We start from the raw sequence: 24,758 nt of genomic DNA, 5'->3' as shown, positions 1-24,758 counted from the left end.
CATAAATGCGTCTTAAACTAGTCATATTATTACTCTTAGGGGGTGTTCTGACGTCCTTCGGACAAGAGCTGAATTCTCCCCAGCTTTCCCAGTATCTGGCGGACAATCCGTTTGTGCTTGCACCTACCTATGCCGGTATTGGTGACCACGTAAAGATCAGGGTAAACGGGCTTAGCCAGTGGGTGGGTATTCAGGACGCACCCCAGACGCAATCCCTGGCCGCAGATGCCAGGATTGGAAATCGATCTGGAGGAGGTATTTTTCTCTACAATGACAGTAATGGATATACGCGCCAACAAGGGGCGCGGCTTTCCTTTGCTCACCACCTGACACTGGATCGGTACGAAGATGAATTTCTGTCCTTCGGAATTTCCTATAATTTCAACCAGTTTCGAATCGATATTGAGGAATTTGAGAACATCACCGGAGATCCTTCGATAACAGATGACCGGTCCACGTCCAATCACAACTTTGATGTGGGGCTGATGTACCGGAAAAATAAATTTTACGCCAGCATAAACGCCTCAAACCTCCTGAATAAAGATCTCACGAGCTTTAATCCTGTTTTTGAGCCTAACCAATTGAGGAATTACTACGTGTATACCGGGTTTCGCTATTCGAAAAACAAGAATAGTCGTCTGGAAATTGAGCCCTCTGTGTTGTATAAAATATTTGAAAGTGATGGGCGGTCAGAAACCGATTTGAATATGAAGTTCCGGTTTTATGACTTTGAGGACTATTATTACACCGGCGTCAACTACCGTTTTCTCAACGACCAAATTGGAAAACCCCTTTATATAGCCCCTTTTGTAGGTCTTAAAAAAGGAAATTTCTACTTTGCCTATTCCGTGCAGATCATCTTGAATGATATCCTTGCCTATAGTTACGGTACCCACGTAATCACGATTGGTGTAGACTTGTTCCAGGGTCTTAGTAATTGTCGTTGTACTTACTAATACGGGGCTGCTACAGAAAGAGGTCGGTTGTAACGCAAAGGAAGTCTGCGGTTTTTCTCTAGATTTGCAAAAAACAAGCTCTTGGGAAAAGTACGCCTGGACAACATCAGATTATTCGCCTTCCATGGCTGTCTTAAAGAAGAAGGTGTTATTGGCTCTGACTACAGGGTAGACCTGGAAATCAGTGCGGATTTAGATAAAGCATCCCAATCGGATCGCCTTTCAGATACCGTAGATTACGTGGTTCTCCATGCGATTGTACAAGAAGAAATGGCCATTAGAAGCCACCTGTTGGAAACCGTAGGGGCCCGGATTCTGGATCGGATATTTCAGCAGGTTGACACTGTTCGTTCTGCCGAAGTTTCAATCTCTAAAATTAACCCTCCAATAGGAGGAGATGTGCAGCAAGTTACAGTGGTTCTAAGTAAATCGAGGTGAAAGTTGTTTACAATGACAGGGAAAAACACTAAATTTGCTGCTTGAAAATACTGGCATCGTGGCCGAGTGGCTAGGCACAGCTCTGCAAAAGCTTGTACAGCGGTTCGAATCCGCTCGATGCCTCACAATTTAAATAAGAACCCCGGAAAACCCGGGGTTTTTTTATTCGCGGATAAGTTCAATTCCCTGCTCGATACTTAACTGATCTTTAGGAAGAAATCCCTTGATAATCAGCACTATCCCGCATATTATCAATATGATGCCCAATACTTTTTTCACGATCAATATACGATCCCGTGTCAGCTTTCGCCTCAGTTGTTTCGCCAGGAGAATCTTAAAAAGGTCGGTGAGTAAATAGGCTCCCAGCATTGCTGAGAAAAACGTGATGATCCGATTTGGTTGGTTATCCAGGCTGGGGCCTACGATTATAATGACTCCAAGCCAAAATACAAGCACACCAATATTGATGAAATTCAATAGAAACCCTTTGACAAACAGCCCGAGATAATCGCTTTTCCGGGTTACAATCCTGGGTTTTTTTTCCTTAAAGTCGGATCTGAAAAATGTAGTTAGTCCGTAAACCAGAAGAATAACCCCTCCAAACACATACAATCCCGGTTGGTTACTCAGGTTTTCCAAAAGCTGGAAACTACTGAAATAAGCAATAACCAGGAAAAGAATATCGGCCACTACCACTCCCATGTCCAGGGCTAAACCTGCCCGAAACCCCTTGGTAGCGCTCGTTTCCAACAATACAAAGAATACAGGGCCTACCATGAAGCTCAGTAAGAAGCCAAGGGGAATAGCTGCCTGAATATCCTCAATCATCGAAGTTTACATTCGTTTTATACTGCCTCCAAAAACAGTTTTTTCATCCATTTTTGACGGGTCTCCATAAACCAGTACTTCTCCACCCGCTTTCACTGTAGCTTTTACATAATCAGAGGCAAAAATTTCAGCCAGGGAGCCGGCATTGACATTTACCGTACAAAATCCTGTTTTAAATGCCTTTCCTCTATAACTGCCACCGGTATTTATCTGAACATCCTGGTTTTTTGAGTTGCCTTCTGCCTTAATGACGCCTCCTGTGACCGCTTTTACCAGGAATTGAGTTACCTCTGCACGAACCTGTATTTCTCCTCCTTCCTGGGCTTTAACCTCAAGGACTTCCTGTTTAATCGTCCCTTCGGAGATTATCCTTGCATCTTCATTAACATCGATAACCGCAATGGGTTGCTTGTAGTACACGTCCACAAAAGTCCGGTAACCGCTAAAAATCTTTGTTACTTTCATTCTGATTTTCAAACTGCCGTCTGTAACCAGGATAGCTACATCATTCACGTTAGCCCCTCGGATTACCGCTTCATTTTTATCACTGGAGATCAAATTCACAGAGACTCCGTCAAATGCCTTTATTTCTGAAAACGAGGTAAGGGTCTGATTTACGGTTTTATCCTGAGCCCTTGCATTTTGCTGCAACAGTCCAAGTAAAGAAAGCCATAATATGAACACATTCCGGTGCATCAGTGCGTTCGCTTTGATTAGTTATGCTTTTCCAATAAGGGAGAAATCCAGGTGTCTTTTCACAAGATCGGTATTCTTAACCGTCACCTCAACCTCATCACCTAATTGATATACCTTGCCCCTTCGCTCGCCTACAAGGGCGTATTGACGATCATCAAAGGTATAATAATCATCTTTTATATCCCGAATCCGCACCATACCTTCACATTTATTCTCGATGATTTCCACGTATATACCCCATTCTGTAACCCCGGAAATCACACCTCTGAAAACCTGATCCCGATGATCTTCCATGAATTTGATCTGCATATACTTTATCGAATCCCTTTCAGCACTAACCGCGAGATACTCTCTTTGTGAAGCGTGCTTGGCCTGTTCCTCGTATTTACCCGACTCCGGTGATTTTCCCCCATCCAGATAGTGTTGTAACAGTCGATGGACCATTACATCCGGATAACGGCGAATAGGGGAAGTAAAGTGTGTGTAATACTCAAAAGCAAGGCCGTAATGTCCAATATTGTCCGTACTGTAGACCGCTTTACTCATGCTTCGAATGGTGAGGGTGTCTACCATATTTTGTTCCTTTTTACCCTTAACATTTTCGAGAAGCTGATTCAGAGAACTATTCAGCGCTTTCTTATCACGGAAATTCAGTTGGTAGCCAAAACGTTTTATCAGCCCATTGAGTGCAATTAGTTTATCCTCATTGGGTTGGTCGTGGATGCGATATACAAAAGTCTTTTCGGGTCGTTGCTTCCCGATAAACTCCGCTACTTTCCGATTGGCGAGAAGCATAAATTCTTCAATGAGCTTGTTTGCGTCCTTACTCTCTTTAAAAAAAACGCCAACAGGTTCATTTTCGGTATTCAGATTGAATTTAACCTCAACTTTATCAAAAGAAATCGCACCATGATCCATTCTTTTTTGCCTCAGTTTTTTAGCCAGGACATCAAGTCTGCAAATAGCATCCACCACCTCACCCGGTAAGGTGTACCCCTTTTCCCGTATTGAAATCGAATCGGGAATCTCACCTGACTTGCTTTCAATCACCTGCTGCGCTTCTTCATAGGCAAGGCGCTCATCTGAATGCGTTACGGTCCTGCCAAACCACTGTTTTTGTATCCTTCCCTCTGAATCCAACTCAAAAACAGCAGAAAAGGTTAGTTTATCTTCCAGGGGGCGAAGGGAACATGCATTATTGGAAAGTACCTCTGGCAACATCGGAACCACACGGTCCACCAGATAAATACTCGTCCCCCTATCATAGGCCTCCTCTTCCAGAATCGTATCGGGTTGTACATAATGGGACACATCAGCGATATGGATCCCTATCTCAATATTCCCATTTTCCAATATTCTGAAGGAAATGGCATCATCGAAATCCTTGGCATCTTTAGGGTCAATAGTAAATGTGAGAATATCCCGCATGTCCCTGCGTTTCTCAATTTCCTCTTGATGAATGCGGGTATCCAGGCTGTTCGCGTAGTGTTCCACTTCCAGGGGAAAAGAATACGGTAAACCGTATTCTGCTAAGATGGAATGCATCTCAGTATTGTGCTCTCCCGGAACTCCAAGTACTTCGGTGATACGGCCATATGGGCTATCCGCATCTTCAGGCCAGCTTTCAAATGCAACAAGCACTTTTTCTTTGTGCTGTGCGTTCGACATTTGATCCAGTGGTACAAAAAAATCCGTATACATACGTGAATCTGAAGGCCTTACAAAGGCAAAGGCCTTGTAGAGATCGACAATACCTACAAACGATGTTTTATGGCGTTCGAGAACCCGGGTGATTTTTCCTTCAGGCCGGCTACCCCTCTTTTTTTGAAACAATTGAACTTCCACAAGATCCTTATGGAAGGCTTTATTCAGATTCGGAAAACTCACAAAAATATCCTCATCGAGTTCTTCTGTGGTTATATACGCATTCCCCTGGGTGTTAACATCCACGGTCCCTACATACACTTCTGGCACAAACAATGCTTTGTATTTTCCTTTAGCAACCTCTTGAATTCGCTTTTTTTGAGCAAGCTCGGATAGCCTTCTAATCAATAGGTTTCGTCCTTCGGTATCGGTAATTTCCTGTTTGGATGCAATTTGCTTATAGTTAAACGCTTTTTTGGGCTCTGATTCCAGAACAGTAAATATTCCTTTGGTTATTTCGTTTTTAATGTGGTTTTTAGCTCTCTTATTCTTCTTCGACATCAACACTTTTGTTTGCAGCGAAATTACGAATTATTCTTGCGGCATTACTCAAACCTCTCAAATCCACAGTTATTAACTAATTGACAATCCATATAATTACATTTCGTTTTTTTTAAATTCTAAAAAGAATATTTATTATAATGATGGCTTGTGAATAGCAGGTATAAAAAATCAGCCATAAAGTTGGAATTGTAGTTATAAAGGAAGTATTGACATTGTTTAAAGAACGAAACGATCAAGTCTTCAGTCTTTTACTATCCTTATCAACAGCTATTGGAAAGTGAAATAAACAGCTTAAACTGTATAAATAAAATTGGTTTATCGGTTCATTACTGTAGTTGTGGATGTCAGTAACCCGTGAAGTCAATTTCATAAATTCTACTTGTAAAGTATTGCGGTGAATCGTAATGAAGTATTTAATTGGAGTGTGCAAGTCTAAAGCTTCATTTCTTGTTGATGATTTATAAACAATTACCCAAAGCAAAAAAACCTTGTAAGCCCCGTGTTTGGGTTTTGGATAGTTTGAAATGTTAATTACATTTTATAAAGAGGTTTCTTTCCTGGTTTGTACCTTTATATCAATTATTTAAACGAGAGAAGATGAATATTTCTATAGGGAATGACCATGCAGGTACAGAGTATAAGCTGGCCATTGTTGGATTATTGAAGTCCTTGGGACACGAGGTGATCAACCACGGAACGGATAGTTCCGACAGTGTTGATTATCCCGATTTCGTCCATCCGGTTTCAGAGGATGTGGCGAATGGAACTGCTGAGTTTGGAATCATTATTTGCGGCAGTGGCAACGGCGCAGCAATGACCGCGAATAAACACCAGGAAGTTCGGGCTGCCCTTTGCTGGAACAAGGAACTCGTTTATTTGGCAAGAACCCATAACGACGCAAACATCCTGAGTTTACCCGCTCGCTATATCGCCATTCCACAGGCGTTGGAAATGGTCAAAACATTTATGGATACGCCCTTCGAAGGAGGAAGGCACGCCAGAAGGGTAGAGAAGATACCCTGCCGTTAGATTCCATGTAAGGGCACTACGCGTAATGAAATAGCAGATGGCGCATTCACATCATCATCACAACCACCACAGCCATGATTTAAAGGGGAGAAATCTGCTTATTTCAATAATTTTGAATGTTGTCATTACCGTCGCACAGGTTATCGGCGGAATTATCTCTGGGAGCCTTGCACTTTTGTCCGATGCGCTCCACAACCTTAGTGATGTTATATCCTTGGTCATTAGCTATGTAGCCAATGCACTTTCCCGTAAACAAGCCTCTACAAATAAAACCTTTGGATACAAAAGAGCAGAAATAATTGCGGCTTTCGTCAATTCGGCAACTTTGATTATCGTCGCTGTTTTTTTGATTATTGAGGCCATTGAAAGGTTTTTTAGTCCACAGGACATTGGGACTGGGATCGTAATTGCGTTATCTGTTCTCGGGATTTTGGCAAATGGTTTCAGTGTGTTACTCTTAAAATCAGACTCGGATAAGAATATGAATATGCGTTCTGCGTATTTGCATTTGCTCACCGATATGATGGCTTCTGTTGCCGTTCTGGCGGGCGGAATCCTGATGTATTATTTTCAGTGGTACTGGATAGATCCTCTCTTGACATTGGTTATTGCCCTTTACCTTATCTACATGGGATTACAGCTGCTCAGAACCTCCACCAAGGTTTTGATGTTGTTTACTCCGGATACCATAGAGGTACAGCAAATTGTTGCGGCCATTTGTAAACTAGGACCTATTGAGAATGTACACCACGTCCATATTTGGCAGCTCAATGAAGACGAATTGCACATGGAAGCTCATATCGATTTCAAAGAGGACATAGCCTTATCGGAGTTCGATAAAATACTGGTTGAAATAGAAGCTATGGTTTTCAGTGAATTCGGAATCAACCATATCAACATTCAGCCTGAGTTTGAAAAGTGCGATAGTAAAAATTTAATTGTACAGGATTGAGATGCGATTAGAGATAAAACCTTTTGAGGCCCTTACAGTCCCTGAGCTCTACGCTTTATTGCGTCTTCGCTCTGAAATATTTGTCGTCGAACAGGAATGCGTATATCTGGACCTGGATGGCAAGGACGATCGCGCCCTGCATGTTTTGGCATGGGAAGGCGAGGACCTGGTTGGGTATTGCAGGGTATTTCGGCCTGGCGATTACTTTGAAGAAGCGAGTTTTGGAAGAGTAGCGGTTTCAACGGAGTACAGGGGCAGGGGATACGGCGTTCGCATCATGGATTTTACAATAGATCGCATAAATAAGGAAATGGGCCCAATACCTATTGCGATTTCCGCTCAGGCGTACTTAAAACGCTTCTACGAAGAACTTGGATTCGAGCCAGAAGGGGAATTGTATACTGAAGACGGCATTCCGCATCTGCGCATGGTCCTCAAACCCCACAAAAAATAAAATCCTCCTACTTCTAAGTGATTTTGATCGGCTCCTTACTCCCCAGGTTTAATTCATTCAGCATGGTGTCGGTAAACTTGTAGTGTCCGCGAAATGTGATGATCCTGAATCGGTTGGATCTCATCCTGCTCAAGGTATCCAGGAAGAGCCATTTTGATTTAAGAAGGGTAGGCTTTTCAGATTTCAGACTGAGATCAAAAAAATAAGTGATGCCGTTCTTAGAAGCAGTAATGTCAGGGGTTACAGAGTTCCCTGAACTTTTCTTAAGGTAGGATTTGGGGCTTTCATATCCCGTCATATCCGCCTTGATATTGTCAAACCCCCGGGTCTGCAGGTGCTCTATTGATTTTTTTAGGAGATCGAGATTCTCCTTTTTTTCCGTTTGTATCATGGCTTAAGATATGAAAAAAGATGACAAGATCAAAGCCGGAATACGGATTAACAAATAATTAATTATTTAAAAATCAGTCGTTTATTTCGATTATTACTGTTTTTCCCTGCCGCACAGAGGCGTCTGCAGCAAGCACGATCTTAAGGCTGTTAACAGCACTTGCAAGATGTTTCGAAAGATCCTGTTTCTCCGTGATAGCCCTTAGGAACAACTCCTGTTCTAAAAGACAGAGTCCATCGTGGTCCGGCTCATTTTCGACTTCAATAAAGGCGTCCGGATGAAGAAACCGGCCCTCCCCATCGACGATATTATAGTGTCTTTGCAGCACACCTGACTTTGTATGCCCTTCAATATCACCGGAGGCTTCTTCGGGTAAATCCGAGATAGAAACAGAACCACCGGGCCCGATAACATCTTTAATAAAAAAGGCGGTTTCACTCATCATAGGACCCCATCCGGCTTCATACCAGCCAACAGAACCATCTTCGAAGCGCACTTGCAACTGACCGTAGTTATACATCCCCTCTGGGATTTCATCCGTTAGGCGGGCACCAATGGCACTGACACTTATCGGTCGGGATTCGGTCATCAGACACATGATGTCTACATAGTGTACCCCACAATCTACAATGGGCGACATGCTTTTCATAAGTTGCTTGTGCGTGTACCACTGCAAACCCGTACTCTGTTGGTTCAGGTTCATCCGCATAACAAGGGGTTTCCCAAGTTTTTTGGCGATCTGAACAAACCGCACCCATGCAGGGTGAACCCTAAGAATATAACCTACAAGGAGTATTTTCCCCTTTTCTTTTGAAAGGGCGACCAGGGCCTCGGCTTCGGCTACAGTTGTAGCCAGAGGCTTTTCTACAAAAACATGGCAATCGGCATTCAGCGCCTCCCGAATAAGGGCCGCATGGGAGTCGGGATAGGTGTTAATGGAAACAGCGCTAGCCTCAGAATCTGCCAGAGCCTCTGTAAGGGACGAATAGGTTGGATAGCCTCCGAGTTCTTCAGACAAACGCTCTCTGCTGTCCGAATGCCTGCTGACCAGACCGACGATTTCAAACCCCTTCATTTGTTTGTAGGCGCGGGCATGACTGCTACCCATATTCCCGCAACCGACGACGATAATACCAATAGGTTCTTTCATGGTTTGAGTGCAAAGGCGATTATTTTATTCCCCTTGGGTGTTCCCAATTTCTCACCCCCACAAGCAACGGCGATATATTGGACCCCGCCGACCTCATATAAGGCAGGGGTTGCGAAACCCGGGGCGGGAAGGTGATATTCCCACAAAAGCTTTCCGGAATGGCGGTCAAAGGCACGAAAATATCCGTCCTTGGTTGCTGCGATAAACAAGAGACCATTTTCAGTAATTACCGGACCCCCATAGTTTTCTATGCCGGTAGGCGGCGCGCCTTCTGCACTGAGCCCGGGTGTGTTGCCCAAAGGAATACTCCAGAGGTATTCACCCTGATTCATGTCTATGGCGTGCAGCGTCCCCCAGGGAGGCGTTATGGCGGGCAATCCATTGGCATCCAAAAATTTGTGATATCCCCTGTGCTGATACGGTGTTTTTGATTCCGCGGACAGGTCTGCCGGGGGCTCTGACACTTCTACCTTTCCTTCTTCCTGGCCTAAAATATAACGGATAACGGACTTCCTTTCTTTTTCGGTTAACTGCGGGAATCCGGGCATCATCCCTTTTCCTCTTTGGAGCAACACTTCAATTTCCGCAAGATTTTTTCGCGTATCCAGGTCGATGAGGGAGGGATATCCACTGGCCGGTACGCCTGCGTGATCGCTCTGATGGCAAACTACACAGTACTTGTTATAGACTGTTTCTCCTGGACTTTGAGAGGTTGAAAGCTCTGTTTCCGTCATTTGCAGGAACCAGGCCATTTCGTTGGAATTAACGTAAAGAATGCCATTTTCCGGATCCGCCCCTGCGCCACCCCATTCTGCCCCTCCATCGTAGCCAGGCAGAAGCAGTACCGGATCGACCCCAGGAGGGCGATACTCCCGTCTATCTGAATTGAGTAAGAGGTTCTTCAGTTCTTCCCGATTGGGGGCATAGGGACTGATGTCCCCGGTATCCAATTCATGTGCCTGCCTGGCAAAGGGTTTTGGTTTTACCGGGATTGGCTGTGTAGGCCAGGCGGATTCTCCTGTTAGGCGGGATGCCGGGAAAGGTCGTTCCTGAATTTCGAAAAGAGGCGCACCGTTAACGCGGTTAAAAAGAAAAACATATCCCTGTTTCGTGATTTGAGCAATTGCGGGAATCTCTTCACCGCCTTGGTTTATCGTGATCAGATTTGGTGGCGCAGGGGGATCCCGATCCCAGAGATCGTGGTGTACAAGTTGATAATGCCATTTGTATGCACCCGTATTTGCATCGAGAGCCAGTAGGGTGTTTGCAAATAAATTCTGTCCCTTTCGATCCCCGCCATAGAAATCCGGGGCTGCGGAACCCGTGGGCACATAGAGCATTTCGAGCTCAGAATCAAGTGCCATCCCTGCCCAATTATTTGCGCCCCCCACTTTTTTATTCAAATACGCTTCAGGGTCTTCCCAGGTTTCATGCCCGTATTCCCCTGGATGGGGAATCGTGTGAAAAACCCATTCCAGGACGCCCGTCTTCACATTAAAGGCCATAATGTCTCCAGGAGCTGCCCCGGCAGATTCCGCCACCCTTAAGGGCATTATTATCAGGTTTTTGTGAATGGTTCCAGGCGTATTGGAGATCACAAACTTGGAACCGGCGGATTCGGGCATACCTGACCTCAGATCGATTTTCCCCCCATCTCCAAAAGAGGCAACTGGGACCCCTGTGAGGGCATTCAGAGCATAGAGACTGGGGCCTACTGTATAGAAAATGCGTTTGTCATTTCCTTCTGACCAATAGCTGACCCCCCGGCTCGTGGAATGGGCTTCTACCAGCGAATCCCCAAAGACCCAGAGGGACACTCCGGTTCGGGCGTCCAATGCAAAAGCCCGCAAAGCAGCAGTTACTCCATAAAGTATGGAATCCACAACAATCGGGTTCATTTGCATCTGCCCATAGTCCTGGAGCCCATGCTCCCACGCAACTTCTAATGCCCCCACATTTTCAGGCGTGAAGCCACTGAGGGAACTGAAATGGGAGCGACCCGCATCCCCGAGATAATTGGACCAGGCGGTGTGCGCTACCACATTGGGATCTGATGTGCTTTGTTCTTTACAGCCAAGGGATAGGAACCCCGGAATAAGGATAAGCAGAAGGAAAGCCGGCCTAAAAGAGTTCATTGAAGGAGAAATTCTCTTAAATGTAGAAAATTAGACTCAATTTCCTCCGAAAATCCGTTTGGAAGCCTCTAAAACCGAATCTCTGTAGGACAGGCCAAAACAATTCAAATGCACCAAAAGATAGTAGAGTTGGTAGAGCGTTATTCTTACTTCCATACCAGGCTGGGGCGGGCAGATTTCAAAATAGGCATCGTAAAAAGCGGAAGAGAATCCACCGAATAACCTGGACATCGCGATATCTACTTCGGAATGTCCGTAATAAACCGAAGGGTCAATGAGGTAGGGGGTGTGCTCCGTTGAAATAAGATAGTTGCCGCTCCATAAGTCACCGTGGAGGAGGGAAGGTTTTATTTCAGGCAAAAGGGCTTTAATTTTTTGGGTCATATGACCTGTCTGAGGAATCTCGTGAGCCGCCAACAGCCCCGAGGATACGGCCATATCAAACTGAACCTTCAGGCGATACCGGGCAAAAAAGACAGGCCACTCTGTTTCCCATCCATTCTTTTGTGGAAGGCGACCGATAAAGTTATCGCAGTGCCAGCCGTAGACCTCGTTTGTTACCCGGTGTAAAAAAGCCAGTCCGCGACCCAGTGATTCATGGGAGGCCCTGGATCCTTTTTGGGCCCGGACATACTCCATCAGCAGGGCAGCCCCGGAGGAGGTCCTGGCACAACCGTAAACCCGTGGAACGGGGAGACTCGCAGCTTTTTTGAGAGCCTTAAGCCCATCGGACTCAGCGCTCAGCATTTGATAGGCAAGCGGACCGCTCAGGGTTTTTACAAAGAAGTCGCCTTCGGGGGTTTTTATGGAGTAACTATCGGCTACATCGCCTCCACGCTCAGACTTGTGCCCGATGATCCGGAGGCCAAACGCTTTTTGCAGGTCTTCGACTAAACCTCCTGTGAGCATTGTCAAAGTTTAAATCGATCTCCGGACCTTGCGATCCGGAACCCCAAATCAGTTACTCTGGTCGTTTCCCGACTATCCGGGTCCAGTAGCGGGTTGGTATGATTCATATGGATGAAATAAACCCGGTTGCGGAGTGTGGGCGGCAAGGCTTCCAGGAGGGCGAGGGATTCGACGACAAATGGGTGCGGGATTTCAGCGATGTCCCGGTATCCGATTTCGGCATTGTCATAAAAAGTAGCATCGATAAAGACCAGGTCTGTAGACTTCACACGGTCGATAAGCGAGACCTCCCATTTGGCCCATTTGTCGATGTCCGGGATAAATAATGCCTTTCTTTCAGGGCCGACAATCTCGTATGCTGCGGTCTCTGAATACTCGTCCCGATGCGGGACCTGCAGGGCATTGACAGATAATCGGGGAGACAACGCCACAGATGTTTCTTCGCGGATCGGCCTCAGTTCGATATTGTTTAATTGGACCAATTGATCCCAGGGCCCATTATTGGCAATAAAGTCTGTGAACCGCGGCAGGCTGTAGACAGGAACACTTTTAGCATTCATGGATTCCCTGCCCAGATACATTAACCCGGTGTAATGACCGATATGGGCATGGGTAATGAAAATCCCATCTGGCGCCACACCCGATGGAAACGGGGCCATCTTCCGGAGCATGGCCATTTGTTCGGCAATATCCGGGGTTGCCTCGAACAGATATGTTTTTGAAGATTGGGCGTCCAGCAGTCCAAGGGAAACAACCTTTAGGTTGGGATTGGGCGCCTCGTACAAGGGGGCACAGCAAGATTTTTTACACCCCATCTGGGGTGCACCAGCATCCTGAACCGTCCCAAGCACGATCAATTCAACGTCAAAGGAACCGCCCTGGGCAGAGGGCTTTCCTTGTCCGAAAGAGGTTGCGGAAAGGAACACTATAGCAATGACCCCGGCAATCCTGTTGGGTTTCATTCTGGCTTATTGAAGGGTTTCAAGATATTTTTTGGAGTTTCCAAGGAGTTCCCGCGCAGCGAGGATGGACGGATCGTTGTCGAGATAATATTCGTACAACCCCTCCCTGTAGAAATACCGCTTGATAATCTCATCCTCCAGAAGTTTCCTGATTTCGGACGAATGCGCGTCCAGTGCCTTGAGCTTTTGTTTTTCTACCTCTGCCAGCAGGGACTTGAAATCGGACTCAATGGCATCGGTAAACACAACCTCATCCCGATGCGTAAGGGCCTCTTTCAGGGATTTTTCCGTTTGGGTTTCAAACGAAAAGTCGCTTTTTGAAACAAATTCCCGGAACGCCTTCAGGGTTTCAGGGGGAAGCTGGAACTCCGAGACATCGACATAGCTGTTCTGATACGAAAAGGCAGTAGCATAATCGAAAATCAATTGGTTCTGCTGCAGTGCTTTGATAAGGTCATTGGACCCCAGTTCCCGTACGGCGATATCCGGAAGGACTCCCCCTCCGTCTGTTACAATCCGCCCATTTCTTGTCTTGAATTCCCGGTATTTTGTGTTTCTCACAGCATTTCCCTCATTGTCCCTGTTCCAATAATCCAGGGATTGAATACACCTTCCGGAGGGTGTGTAGTACCTGCTTATGGTCACTTTAAGCTGTGTGCCATAGGTGAGCTTGAGTGGACGCTGTACCAGGCCTTTGCCAAAACTGCGGGCACCCATAACTACGGCCCGGTCCAAGTCCTGCAGACCCCCTGAAACAATTTCACTCGCTGAGGCACTTTGCCCGTTGATCAGGACTACGAGGGGGATTTCGGTATCCAAAGGCTGTTGGCGTGTCTTGTACTCCTGATTGAATTTCTTCACCTTGGACCGTGTCGTCACAATTAATTCTCCCTTTGGAACAAAGAGGTTGGTGACGTTGATCGCCTCTGAGAGCAAACCTCCGGGATTGTCCCTGAGATCGAGAATCAACTGCTCGGCGCCCTGCTCTTTGAGTTCCTCCATGGCTCGCCTGGTCTGTTCACTGGCTTTTGCGTTAAAGCGTGACAGAACAATATACCCGGTACGCTCGTCCGCCATTCTATAGAAGGGCACGGCATCGATTTCTATGGACTCCCTTTTAATTTCAGCCATACCTGTTTTTCCCTGCCTGAGGTAGGTCACTGCAACGGTTGAGTTGTCTGCCCCCTTGAGCAGTTCCCCGGCGTCTTCCTTGAAATCCGCCACGGAAATATCACCGATTTTAACGATTTCATCCCCGGCTTTCAGCCCTGCTTTGTCCGCGGGATAGCCCTTATAAGGCTCCACAATGACAAGTTTATCCTTGTAAGAACGCACCAGTGCACCAATGCCCGAATACTCCCCGGCATTGCTTATTTTAAAGGCTTCCACATCCTGTTCGTTCAGGAATTGGGTGTAGGGGTCAAGGTCGTCCAACATGCTTTTGATGGCCGTGTCCATAAGGGCTGCCGGATTGGTCTCATCCACATAATTCATGTTGAGCTCCTTAAACAAAGTTGTGAAAATCTCAACCTGTTTTGCTATTTCGAAGAAATCACTCTTGAATCCCGTGGCCGTCAGGAAGACGGTCAGGGCCAGGAGCGGAATGATCAGCTTTGATTTGAGAAGTCGCTTCATAGGTTTCAAATTTTTTTAAAACGGCCTTCATGGCCGTGGTCACCTGCCCAAAGTCCGGGATGTCTTTTCCAAGGTATAAAAATACCAGGGCAAAGGGTCTTTCCAATGTGTTAAAATAAGCCTGCCTTTCCAGCCGATACGCCTCTCTCATGAGTCGCTTGACCCGATTGCGCTGCACGGCTTTTCGAAAGTTGCGCTTCGGTACGGCAAAACCAGCCTGAACAGGAACGGCCCCCGGGAGCGGCGCCTGAAGCACATAAAGGGCAAGCGGATACGCTTTTAAACGCGTCCCATTCTCAAACACCGCTTCCCATAGCTTTTTACGGGATAGACGCTGACTCTTTGGAAACCTGTTGGAGGACATGTCCAAAAATAGCAATAAATTAGGCGTCGGCAGGAATGATAATTATCATAGATAACGCCGACACCATATGCTAAATTGCCTGAATGGGTAATCCGATCAAAAACCAAATTATATGGGGACACATACGGTTAAGCGATTAAGCAACTCAGAGGAAAGACAAAACTATTTTTACCGGTTACTTACGGATTTGGAGGCCTTGGAAAAGATGCTTCAGGAGGGTGCTTTTTCCACCGACCCTATGCACATCGGGGCTGAGCAGGAGTTTTGCCTGGTCAATGAACACTGGGAGCCTTCCGACCAGGCCGTTGAGGTTTTAGAAACGATCAATGAGGAGCATTTTACCCCCGAGCTTACCCGTTATAATCTGGAGATAAACCTGGACCCCCGACCGCTTACCGGAACCTGCTTCTCTGACATGCACCAACAATTGAACAAACTCCTCGACCACGCACAAAAGGCGGCAGAAAAGCACAAGAATAATATTATCATAACTGGAATCCTGCCGACGATTAGCACTCCCTATCTCAAGCTGGACTATATGACCCCAAAGGAGCGGTATAAAATACTGTCGGACGCGATAACCGAAGTCCGGGGTAGCAATATGGAACTACACATCAAAGGCGTGGATGAGATTAACCTGCATCACGACTCCATTATGTACGAGGGTTGCAATACGAGCTTTCAGACCCACCTGCAGATAGACCCTGATGACTTTGCAAACACCTATAATTGGGCCCAGGCGATTTCCGGTCCGGTCCTCAGCATATGTACGAACTCTCCCATGCTCATGGGGAGGGAGTTGTGGGAGGAAACGCGGATTGCACTGTTTACGCAGAGTGTCGATACCCGTAAAAGCACATTCCTTTTGAATGAACGCGAACCCCGGGTGGGTTTTGGCGCCGGCTGGGCAGAAGGAACTGCAGCGGACTTTTTTAAAGAGTCAATCGTGAGGTTCCGCAGCCTGATTTCGACGGATTTTGAGCCGGAAGACAGCCTGGAACAGCTCAAAGAAGGGATAACCCCCAAGCTGTCGGCCCTAAACCTGCACAATGGCACGGTGTATCCCTGGAACCGATTGTGCTATGGAAGGACGCATGGGAAACCGCATTTGAGAATCGAAAACCGATACCTTCCCTCCGGCCCCACCACCTCAGATGAAATAGCTAATATGATGTTTTGGGTAGGGGTTATGCTCGGACGCCCTAAAGAGTGGGACAACATTCATGAACGTATGGATTTTAAGGACGCGAAAAAGAACTTTTTCAATGCCGCGAGGTATGGAATGGCCGCGCAATTTCACTGGGAAGACAAGATTATGCCGACGAAGGAATTGATTCTGCACCACTTTCTGCCGATGGCTTATAAAGGGCTTAGCCGGGCCAATGTGAGCAGGAAGGATGCGGAGCATTACCTGGGCCTTATCGAAAACCGGGTCAATTCTCAGAACGGGTCGGAATGGATGGTGAAGACATATCGGGAGCTCAGAAAAGAATACCATGCCCCTGAGGCCTTGCGCCGGCTTACGGCAACCTTGTTCGACCGCTCCTACAAAGGGTACCCGGTAGACGCCTGGAAACGGGGACGGCGTTTTGAACTCAAGGACACCAAGAAAACACGAAAGGTCGGGGATCTTATGAGCACCAAGATCATAACCGCTCAGGAGGACGACAGTGCTGCCCTGGTCCTCGGTATGATGAAATGGAACGACATTCACCACCTGCCCGTTCTGAACGACGCGAACAAACTCGTGGGGATGCTCACCTGGAAAGCCGTTGAAGTCCTCGGGGAGGACAAGCGAGTATATGATCTCAGCATTCAGGAAGTCATGAATAGAGATCCGGAATGGGTAAGCCCGGAAACCCTGATAAGCGAGGCAAAAGACATCATGAAGAAACACAATTTAGAAGGCCTTCCTGTAGTGATGGAAAACACACTAGTTGGGATTCTTACATCCAATGACATCCATTGATATGGTAAAAACCCATGCGGAACAAACAGGAGCCTTAGCGGGAGAGCGCATTCTGGGCAGCATTAACACAGGGAAACCTGGCCCTACGGTAGTCTTTTTTGGCGGAATACACGGGAACGAGCCCGCGGGCGTAGAAGCGCTTTCCGAGGTCTTTAGGACACTTCAGGAAGAAGGAATCACTTTAGATCGGGGCTCCTTAATCGGTATCCGGGGAAACCTTCCTGCCCTGATTCGAAAAGAGCGCTTTCTGGACCATGATCTCAACCGGATTTGGAGCCGGAGACGCCTTGAAAGTGTTTTGGCTAAACCTGAAGAAGAACGCTCCTGCGAAGAAAAGGAACTCGTTCTGATATACGGTTGGATACAAGAGTTGTTAAAAACCCATTCCCCCCCTTTTTATTTTATAGACCTCCACACCACTTCGAGTAAAACCAAGCCCTTTATCACCATCAATGACTCGATTATCAACAGGTTTTTTTCGAGGGAATTCCCGGTACCCGTAATCCTGGGGATCGAAGAATATCTCGAAGGACCCTTACTGAGCTACATCAATGAATTGGGTTACGTGGCCCTGGGGTTTGAATCCGGGACGCATCAGGACCCGGCAGCAGTTCGAAATGCCGTGGACTTTATCTGGCTCACCCTTTGTTATACCGAGCTATTATCGGCACACCCCGGAAAGCAAGAGAATTTTGAGCGCCTGGACCGGGCTGCGGAGTCGGACCATGATTTTTATGAAGTGTTTTATAGGCACGAGTTGTCGGAGACCCATACCTTTAAAATGAAAGATGGTTTCGAAAGCTTTCAACCCCTTCCGAAAGGAACGGTCCTCGGCTCGGACGAAGGCGGCCCGATTGAAATGCAGAAAAAAGGGATCCTCTTTATGCCGCTCTACCAGAAACAGGGAGAAGAAGGTTTTTTTCTCATTCGTAAAACCCCTGCCTGGGCCCTGAAACTTTCTGCGAAGCTCCGGAAATGGAAAATACATGAAACACTCATCCGCTTACCTGGGGTAAGCTGGGCCGATAAAGAGCACAATGCGCTTATTGTCAATCTCAACGTGGCCCGTTTCATGAACCGTCCAATCTTCCACCTCCTCGGATACCGAAGCCGTCAGCGGGATCAGACGCATCTTATCATCAGCAACCGGGAGCACAAAGCGCGGAACGAAGACTACAGAAATACCTTCTGGTTTTCAGAAGACTAAAATACTACTCGGCCTGCCAGCCATTGTTTTCAGGAGCGATGTCGGCCATCAATTGAGAAGGGTCTATCAGAATGGCCAAAATCTGGTCTTTTGGCGCATTTACCTCAATGGTGTATTCCGATTGTGCCCATGGCCAGTCTTCCAGCACTTCCCGGTCAATTCCAGGATAGGGATTTTCCTTTTCCCCATACATCATCCTCAAAGGCGCATAATAGGTTTTTTGTGAATTGTCTTTGAAAACCACCAGGACATCTATCGGCATCGGCATCAACCCGATGCGCTTCAGGGTGATGGAGGTTGCATTCCCGTTCGCCTCGACACTTTCAATCCCGTAATCAATGGTATTGGTTGTCTGGGTCCAGTCCGTGAGGTACCATTCCAGCTCCATCCCGGAGACTTTTTCAGCAGAGCGGATAAAATCATTCGGGGTCGGATGCTTAAACTTGAAATCGTTGTAATACCTCTTCAGGGTAGCAATAAGCTTGTCCTGCCCGATAATATATCCAAGCTGTGCCAGAAAAACAGCTCCTTTGCTGTAGGCTGAGATCCCATACCCGGAATTAAAACTATACCTGTCCGCATGCGTCGCCATGGGTTGCTCCCTGCCTGAAGTCGCCAAAGACAGGTATCCATTGTAGGAACCCGAAAACGGATTTTCGTTGTCGCGAGCCATGATTTGGTTCATACACAGGGATGAAATAAATGAAGTAAATCCTTCATCCATCCATTCGTGCCGTGATTCATTGGTTGCCAGCACGTGCTGAAACCAGGAGTGGGCCATTTCGTGAACCATTACCCCTACAAGGCTTTCAAAGCTCCGCTCCCCGGTAATCAGCGTACTCATGGCATATTCCATGCCCCCGTCTCCTCCCTGCACCACAGAATACTGCTCATAAGGGTACGGGCCGATGTTCTTGTTAAAAAAGTCCATGGCTTCGGCTGTTTTTGGTTGCAGGTTTTTCCAATTTTCCAGAAGCTCAGGCTTGTTCTTATAAAAGAAATGGAGGTCGGGACCATTGGGCATCGGATAGATGTCGTGGATGTATTCCGGATCTGCCCCCCACATAAAATCATGTACGTTCGGCGCTTTGAAATGCCAGGTCAGTGTCTTGCCTTTCTGACGGGATACTTTTGACCCTGGTTTCTCGTATCCGTGTCCGATTTCCTGAGGGTTCTGCAAATACCCGGTTCCTCCAACCACGTATTCCTTGTCAAGGGTTAGTTTTACATCGAAGTCGGCCCATACCCCGTGGAATTCCCTGGCGATATACGGATCTGCATGCCACCCTTCAAAATCGTATTCGGCCATTTTGGGGTACCACTGACTCATTGAAAGGGCAACTCCTTCACTGCTGTTGCGGCCGGAACGACGGATCTGAAGCGGAACCTGACCTTCGAAGGCCATCTCAAAAGTTGTTTTACCTCCTGGAAGAATCGGCGCATTCAGCGGAACGACCAGTACGGTGCCCTCCAGGGTACCCTCCACGGGAACCCCATCCTGCTTTAGAGCAGATGCTCTGAGATAACCGATTTCCTCCGGACTAAGTGCCGCGATCCTGCTCCTTCCTTCTGTGGTCATCCTCCGATCGGGGTCTTCTACGCTTTGCAGACGCATATCCATTTCACTTCCAGGCTGAAAGGCATTGAAATACATGTGGTAGAATACCCGGTTAAGGGTATCCGGAGAATTATTGGTGTAGACCAGTGTTTGGGCCCCGGTGTATTGGAACGTCTCGACATCCATGGACACCTCCATGTCGTAATCGGCATGTTGTTGCCAGTAAGCGTGGTTTCCCTGTGCCTGGAGTCCAAAGACCCCTGCAAGGAATAGAATACAAATAAGTCTCATGTGATAGGAATTATAATGATATTTTGCCTCTGGAGACCTGGTCTGCCAGCAGCAAGGCGTTATAGGCATTAGCAATTTTTCCGGTGCGGGAAATGGCTTTCAGGGGTTTTTTAGCCGACTCATCTCCGGCGACATTCACCTCTATGCTTATCGGGACCCCGGACTGCATAATGATCTTTTTGACCTGAGAGGCTGACAGCTTGGGATACCTCGAAAGGATCAGTGCCGCAATACCACTGACGGCAGGGGCCGCCATGGAGGTGCCTCCCTGAAACTCGTATTCATTCCCGGGCATGGTGGAGTAGATCCCGCCCCCAGGGGCAAAGATGTCCACGTTGCTGAGTCCGTAATTTGAAAAGGCGGACACCATTTCAGGACCATAGGTGTCGTTAAGGGAACCGATAGTGATTACGTTGTCTGCCATTTCAGGCCCGGTGAACACCTGGTCGTTAGGGTAGTTCGCGTTGGCCGCATCATCCAGGTCCAACCCGTCGTTCCCGGCGGCGTGGACAAAGAGCACGTCTTTCTCGGCGGCGTATTTGATCGCCTCATAAACCCACTCCTTATTCGGGGAAAACGATTTTCCAAAACTTGCATTGATAATACGGGCCCCGTTGTCCACAGCGTAGCGGATTCCCAGGGCGATGTCTTTATCGTACTCGTCCCCGTCAGGAACGGCGCGGATGCTCATGATTTGAACGTGGTCAGCCACCCCGTCCACACCGAGGCCATTACCGCGTTCGGCAGCGATAATTCCCGCAACATGCGACCCGTGTGACTCATCTTCGGACCGGTTCATGGGGTTCCCGTTCCCATAACCCCTGCTGTTGATGTCATAAGGTTTGTCCCCGACTACCGTACGGCCGTCAAAATCCTTGTTGAGGTGGTATTTTACCTGCCCGTCAAAATATTTTACCCCTTCCTGAATCTGTCCTTTGATCACATCGATGGGGGCGCCATAGCCGAGCATCTGCTGGAGCACGCCCACATTTTGTTGCAGCCCTGCATCGGAGGGGATGCCCGCAAGGTCTTCCGCGGTGTAGGTGCTTTTACCGAGGTATTTTTTTACCGCCTCATCCGAGGTCTCAAGCGTACTGAAGAGCTGGTCATACCGCGCCTTGTTCGCTTTGGCTTCTTCCAATTCCTTGTTCAGGGTTGAAAGGGCTTTTGCCTGCATTTGAGAATCACCCAGATTCAGCCGAACAATACGGGTGTATTCCAGATTCTCATGCAGGGACTCTCCCAGAAAGTTATACCCGTGGACATCATCCACAAAGCCATTGTTGTCATCGTCTTTGTCATTTCCGGCAACTTCATCTTTGTTGGTCCAGAGCACGCCATCTAAATCTTCGTGTTTCAGGTCGATACCGGAATCCAGAACCGCAACGATAACTTTTTCCTGAACTTTCAGGTTTGGAAGAAGCTCTTCATAGGCCCGTTCCACACTCATCCCGGGGATGGTATCTGTAAGCAGGTCTGCATGGCCCCACCTTTTAGCCTCTGCCTCGTCGAGTTCGGCAACTTTCACCGGAAGGCTTTCGGTATTTTCAATCGGGGTTCCTACCAATGCCTTTGAACCACACCCGGCCAGGGTGATGGAGGTAACCAGTAAGAAGGATACGGATTTTAGATAATTCAGGAAGGATACTTTCATAATCAGACAATTCATTTTGGCTAAAATACTATCATGCGATCAAATATTCTCTTAAAGAACTCAAAACTTGTACCCTTGAGGAAATTGGCGGCCTTTAACAAGAGGCTAAAAAAGGGCGTCAAAACGGAATGTTTTATCCAGTCGCGGCCCCTTTTCCGTCTGCCTGAGGGTACAGCACTCGTTATGGGCATCGTGCTCCATAAACAACACGTATTCCTTTTCGGTTGCCTGTTTAAGAAAAACAGCTTTTTCCTCCATAGTCTTCAAGGGGCGGGTATCGTAACCCATGACATAGGGGAGTGGTATGTGACCTGCCGTTGGGATGAGGTCGGCCATAAAAACCAGCGTCTTTCCCCCGTATTCAATATGGGGGATCATCTGTTTGTCTGTATGCCCGTCAACAAAAAGAATCCCGAAACCGAGCGGGCTTTTTTGCAGGAAGGCGCCTGAACCCCGCGAAATAAATTTTAATTGTCCGGAGTCCTGCATCGGAAGGATGTTCTCCTTTAAGAAAGAGGCCTTCTCGCGCGCATTGGGCTGGGTCGCCCACTTCCAGTGCGCTTCATTGGTCCAGAAAATGGCATTTTTAAAGGCGGGCTCATATCCGGTCCGGTCTTTATTCCACTGAATACTCCCACCGCAATGGTCAAAATGAAGATGGGTAAGGAAGACATCGGTAATATCATCCCGGTGGAACCCCAGCTTTTTAAGGGAGGCATCCAGGGAGTGGTTGCCCCATCTGTGATAATGGCTGAAGAACTTTTCGGATTGCTTGTTTCCAAGGCCGGCGTCGATAAGGATCAGCCGGCCCCCATCCTCGATCAGCAGGCTGCGCGCTGCGATATCGATCAGGTTGTTTTCATCCGCAGGATTGGTCCGTGTCCACAGGACCTTGGGTACCACACCAAACATGGCGCCACCATCCAGCTTGAAATTTCCGGTTTCAACAGGGTAAAGAGTCATAAATCATAAAATATGGCCTAAAATACAAATTCACCCAAAGGATACCTCTATTCTTAAAACAATTGAAACTCCGGGTGGTAGGATGTTCTTAAATCCCTATTTTTGAAATTCACCTTGTTTGAAAGGAAAACGGATGATTGAACTGGCGGGTATAGTAATCTTGGGGATCGTAGCCCAATGGGTAGCTTGGAGAATGAAGCTGCCGGCCATATTGCCTTTGATCCTGATAGGACTCCTTGTGGGGCCGCTCTCAACCCTGTACACCAAGGACGGGAGCAAACTCATAGAACCCGTTTACAACGGCACAAACGGCTTATTCCCTGGCGAGCTCCTCTACCATTTTGTTTCGCTTGCGATAAGTATTATCCTTTTTGAGGGAGGTCTGACCCTGAAACGCTCAGAAGTTGAAAATGTAGGGCCAACGATCACTAAATTGATCACCCTGGGGTCGGCAGTTACTTTTTTTGGGGCAGGCATCGCCGCACATTTTATTTTTGATCTCAGCTGGCAGATTTCATTCCTGTTCAGTTCGCTGATAATTGTAACCGGACCGACAGTAATTACCCCCATCCTCAGGAATATCCCCCTTAAAAAGGACGTTTCTGCAATCCTTAAATGGGAGGGGATTCTGATAGACCCTATCGGGGCCCTGGTTGCGGTTTTGGTCTTTGAGTTCATCAGCGTTGGAGAGGGGCAGGAATACACTCAGACCGCCCTTATTGAATTTGGTAAAATCCTCCTCTTCGGATTCACATTCGGATTCACATTTGCCCATGGCCTGGCCTTTGCCATAAAAAAGAATTTGATCCCCCACTACCTGCTCAATGTGGTCTCCCTTTCGGTGGTTTTGCTGGTCTATATCGAGTCGGATATTTTCGCACATGAATCGGGTCTGCTTGCCGTTGTGGTAATGGGGCTTGTGATGGGCAACCTCAACCTGCCGAACATCAAGGAGCTCCTGTATTTTAAGGAATCCCTGAGTGTGTTGCTGATTTCAATTTTATTTATCCTGCTTGCGGCCCATATCGATTTGGCAGACCTGCAGCTCATCTATTCGTGGAACACGGTCATCCTGTTTGCGATTATCGTTTTTCTCATACGGCCTATTGCCGTTTTTCTGAGTTCCCATGGATCGGATTTAAACCTTTCAGAAAAAATCTTTATCAGCTGGGTGGGCCCAAGGGGGATCGTCGCTGCCGGTATTGCCTCTCTGTTTGGGTCCAAACTTATAGCCCGGGGGGAGCCCGGGGCAGAATTTATTACCCCTCTCGTTTTTACCGTCGTGCTGGGAACCGTACTCCTGAATGCCACCACGGCCCGCCCCTTCGCCAAACTTATAGGGGTTTTCCTCACGAAATCGGAAGGCATCCTGATCATTGGGGCCTCCAAAGCCTCTAGGCTGATCGGGAAGTACCTGAAACGCAATAACCGGCATGTCGTTTTAATCGACAGCAACCAGGGCAATATAGACAAGGCCAAAAAACTCGGCCTTGAAGCCTTTTCAGCAAATATTTATTCGGACAACCTGGGCGACAACATTGAACTCAATGATGTGGGATACCTCATTGCCATGACTGCCAACCCGGACATCAACAATTACGCAATCGAAAAGTTCAGGGATGAGTTTGGGGAAAATGGTTCCTTCAGAATCGTGGGCAGTGAGGAAATCAACAGCCCTGAAAGCCACGACAACCAAAGCCTGTTTTCAACTACCGATGATTTTGTTCGGTTTATGGACGCCGTTCGATTTAACCCTGCGATTCACGAATTGGAGTTGCGCGACTACGCCCATTACGAGGAATTATCTCAGAAGGCACGGGCAGACGATGCCATTGTGCAATTGTTTATAAAGTCCCCCGATGGGCAGCTGCACATTATCCCATCCTTTTTCCGGGATTCGGGAACGATTACCGACGGGTACAAACTGGTCTATATGGGACGGTCCCTGGGCGAAGGCGAAAAACAAGACACAAAAGTGAAGACGCTTCCGGAAACGGCTGGTTAAATCA

The 24,758-nt window shown here is 47.4% G+C and carries 21 protein-coding genes and 1 tRNA gene; 9 read left to right on the top strand and 13 right to left on the bottom strand.

Annotated features, from left to right (window positions below; genetic code table 11):
* Window positions 1–5 precede the first annotated feature (5 nt).
* From QU605_RS00175 to QU605_RS00165, 3 genes are all read left to right on the top strand, one after another.
* Window positions 6–956 carry a PorP/SprF family type IX secretion system membrane protein gene (locus QU605_RS00175; protein ID WP_289723235.1) on the top strand — a complete coding sequence of 317 codons (951 nt, stop codon included), beginning with the start codon at window positions 6–8 and terminating at the stop codon, window positions 954–956.
* 81 nt (window positions 957–1,037) lie between these two features.
* Window positions 1,038–1,394, top strand: coding sequence for a dihydroneopterin aldolase (gene folB, locus QU605_RS00170; protein ID WP_289723234.1), 357 nt, complete (start codon window positions 1,038–1,040; stop codon window positions 1,392–1,394).
* A gap of 52 nt (window positions 1,395–1,446) precedes the next feature.
* Window positions 1,447–1,517: transfer RNA gene (locus QU605_RS00165), tRNA-Cys, on the top strand.
* Between the two features lie 39 nt (window positions 1,518–1,556).
* Here QU605_RS00165 and QU605_RS00160 read toward each other — a convergent pair.
* From QU605_RS00160 to rnr, 3 genes are read right to left on the bottom strand one after another with little or no spacing between them, the layout of a single operon-like run.
* Window positions 1,557–2,222 (bottom strand): LysE family translocator, encoded by a 666-nt coding sequence (locus QU605_RS00160; protein ID WP_289723233.1) that lies wholly within the window; start codon window positions 2,220–2,222, stop codon window positions 1,557–1,559.
* A 6-nt stretch (window positions 2,223–2,228) separates the two neighbouring features.
* Window positions 2,229–2,918, bottom strand: a complete 690-nt coding sequence (locus tag QU605_RS00155; RefSeq protein ID WP_289723232.1) for a head GIN domain-containing protein — start codon at window positions 2,916–2,918, stop codon at window positions 2,229–2,231.
* A 21-nt stretch (window positions 2,919–2,939) separates the two neighbouring features.
* The gene (gene rnr / locus QU605_RS00150; RefSeq protein ID WP_289723231.1) at window positions 2,940–5,123 is read right to left on the bottom strand and encodes a ribonuclease R; all 2,184 of its coding nucleotides are present in this window, start codon (window positions 5,121–5,123) and stop codon (window positions 2,940–2,942) included.
* A gap of 600 nt (window positions 5,124–5,723) precedes the next feature.
* On the opposite strand from rnr, the gene rpiB reads away from it, so the two are divergent.
* The 3 genes from rpiB to QU605_RS00135 are packed head-to-tail and all read left to right on the top strand — an operon-like array spanning window position 5,724 to window position 7,561.
* Window positions 5,724–6,155, top strand: a complete 432-nt coding sequence (gene rpiB, locus QU605_RS00145) for a ribose 5-phosphate isomerase B (RefSeq protein ID WP_289723230.1) — start codon at window positions 5,724–5,726, stop codon at window positions 6,153–6,155.
* Between the two features lie 37 nt (window positions 6,156–6,192).
* Window positions 6,193–7,107, top strand: a complete 915-nt coding sequence (locus QU605_RS00140) for a cation diffusion facilitator family transporter (RefSeq protein ID WP_289723229.1) — start codon at window positions 6,193–6,195, stop codon at window positions 7,105–7,107.
* A 1-nt stretch (window position 7,108) separates the two neighbouring features.
* On the top strand, window positions 7,109–7,561 hold the full coding sequence (locus tag QU605_RS00135; protein ID WP_289723228.1) for a GNAT family N-acetyltransferase: 453 nt from the start codon (window positions 7,109–7,111) through the stop codon (window positions 7,559–7,561).
* Window positions 7,562–7,574: 13 nt separating this feature from the next.
* On the opposite strand, the gene QU605_RS00130 is transcribed toward QU605_RS00135, so the two are convergent.
* The 7 genes from QU605_RS00130 to rnpA all read right to left on the bottom strand — a co-directional run bounded on the left by QU605_RS00130 (window position 7,575) and on the right by rnpA (window position 15,107).
* The gene (locus QU605_RS00130) at window positions 7,575–7,952 is read right to left on the bottom strand and encodes a hypothetical protein (RefSeq protein WP_289723227.1); all 378 of its coding nucleotides are present in this window, start codon (window positions 7,950–7,952) and stop codon (window positions 7,575–7,577) included.
* A 73-nt stretch (window positions 7,953–8,025) separates the two neighbouring features.
* Window positions 8,026–9,102 carry a Gfo/Idh/MocA family protein gene (locus QU605_RS00125; RefSeq protein ID WP_289723226.1) on the bottom strand — a complete coding sequence of 359 codons (1,077 nt, stop codon included), beginning with the start codon at window positions 9,100–9,102 and terminating at the stop codon, window positions 8,026–8,028.
* Complete coding sequence (locus QU605_RS00120; RefSeq protein WP_289723225.1) at window positions 9,099–11,237, bottom strand: outer membrane protein assembly factor BamB family protein; 2,139 nt, start codon at window positions 11,235–11,237, stop codon at window positions 9,099–9,101. The genes QU605_RS00125 and QU605_RS00120 overlap by 4 nt, the downstream gene beginning before the upstream one ends.
* Window positions 11,238–11,273: 36 nt before the next feature.
* Complete coding sequence (locus QU605_RS00115) at window positions 11,274–12,146, bottom strand: fructosamine kinase family protein (protein ID WP_289723224.1); 873 nt, start codon at window positions 12,144–12,146, stop codon at window positions 11,274–11,276.
* A gap of 2 nt (window positions 12,147–12,148) precedes the next feature.
* On the bottom strand, window positions 12,149–13,108 hold the full coding sequence (locus QU605_RS00110) for an MBL fold metallo-hydrolase (RefSeq protein ID WP_289723223.1): 960 nt from the start codon (window positions 13,106–13,108) through the stop codon (window positions 12,149–12,151).
* A gap of 6 nt (window positions 13,109–13,114) precedes the next feature.
* Window positions 13,115–14,743 (bottom strand): S41 family peptidase, encoded by a 1,629-nt coding sequence (locus tag QU605_RS00105; protein ID WP_289723222.1) that lies wholly within the window; start codon window positions 14,741–14,743, stop codon window positions 13,115–13,117.
* A complete protein-coding gene (gene rnpA, locus QU605_RS00100) occupies window positions 14,661–15,107 on the bottom strand; it encodes a ribonuclease P protein component (protein ID WP_289723221.1) in 447 nt (148 codons plus the stop codon). Before rnpA ends, QU605_RS00105 begins: the two co-directional genes overlap by 83 nt.
* Window positions 15,108–15,219: 112 nt before the next feature.
* Here rnpA and QU605_RS00095 point away from each other — a divergent pair, with 112 nt between their 5' ends.
* Both QU605_RS00095 and QU605_RS00090 read left to right on the top strand, forming a co-directional pair.
* Window positions 15,220–17,076 carry a glutamate-cysteine ligase family protein gene (locus tag QU605_RS00095; RefSeq protein ID WP_289723220.1) on the top strand — a complete coding sequence of 619 codons (1,857 nt, stop codon included), beginning with the start codon at window positions 15,220–15,222 and terminating at the stop codon, window positions 17,074–17,076.
* Window positions 17,063–18,283: a succinylglutamate desuccinylase/aspartoacylase family protein gene (locus tag QU605_RS00090; RefSeq protein WP_289723219.1), complete on the top strand. Its 1,221-nt coding sequence runs from the start codon at window positions 17,063–17,065 to the stop codon at window positions 18,281–18,283. The genes QU605_RS00095 and QU605_RS00090 overlap by 14 nt, the downstream gene beginning before the upstream one ends.
* Before the next feature lie 4 nt (window positions 18,284–18,287).
* Here the strand turns inward: QU605_RS00090 and QU605_RS00085 are convergent, their stop codons facing one another.
* The 3 genes from QU605_RS00085 to QU605_RS00075 form a co-directional block, all read right to left on the bottom strand.
* Window positions 18,288–20,132, bottom strand: a complete 1,845-nt coding sequence (locus tag QU605_RS00085; RefSeq protein ID WP_289723218.1) for a M1 family metallopeptidase — start codon at window positions 20,130–20,132, stop codon at window positions 18,288–18,290.
* A gap of 10 nt (window positions 20,133–20,142) precedes the next feature.
* Window positions 20,143–21,786 (bottom strand): S8 family peptidase, encoded by a 1,644-nt coding sequence (locus QU605_RS00080; protein WP_289723217.1) that lies wholly within the window; start codon window positions 21,784–21,786, stop codon window positions 20,143–20,145.
* Window positions 21,787–21,891: 105 nt separating this feature from the next.
* The gene (locus tag QU605_RS00075; RefSeq protein WP_289723216.1) at window positions 21,892–22,749 is read right to left on the bottom strand and encodes an MBL fold metallo-hydrolase; all 858 of its coding nucleotides are present in this window, start codon (window positions 22,747–22,749) and stop codon (window positions 21,892–21,894) included.
* A 133-nt stretch (window positions 22,750–22,882) separates the two neighbouring features.
* Between QU605_RS00075 and QU605_RS00070 the strand changes: the two genes are divergently transcribed.
* Window positions 22,883–24,754, top strand: a complete 1,872-nt coding sequence (locus tag QU605_RS00070; RefSeq protein WP_289723876.1) for a cation:proton antiporter — start codon at window positions 22,883–22,885, stop codon at window positions 24,752–24,754.
* Window positions 24,755–24,758: the final 4 nt, after the last annotated feature.

Origin of the sequence: Robiginitalea aurantiaca, assembly GCF_030380815.1 — a bacterium.
GTDB classification, from domain to species: Bacteria; Bacteroidota; Bacteroidia; order Flavobacteriales; family Flavobacteriaceae; genus Robiginitalea; species Robiginitalea aurantiaca.
This window is presented reverse-complemented; position numbering and strand designations above follow the sequence as displayed.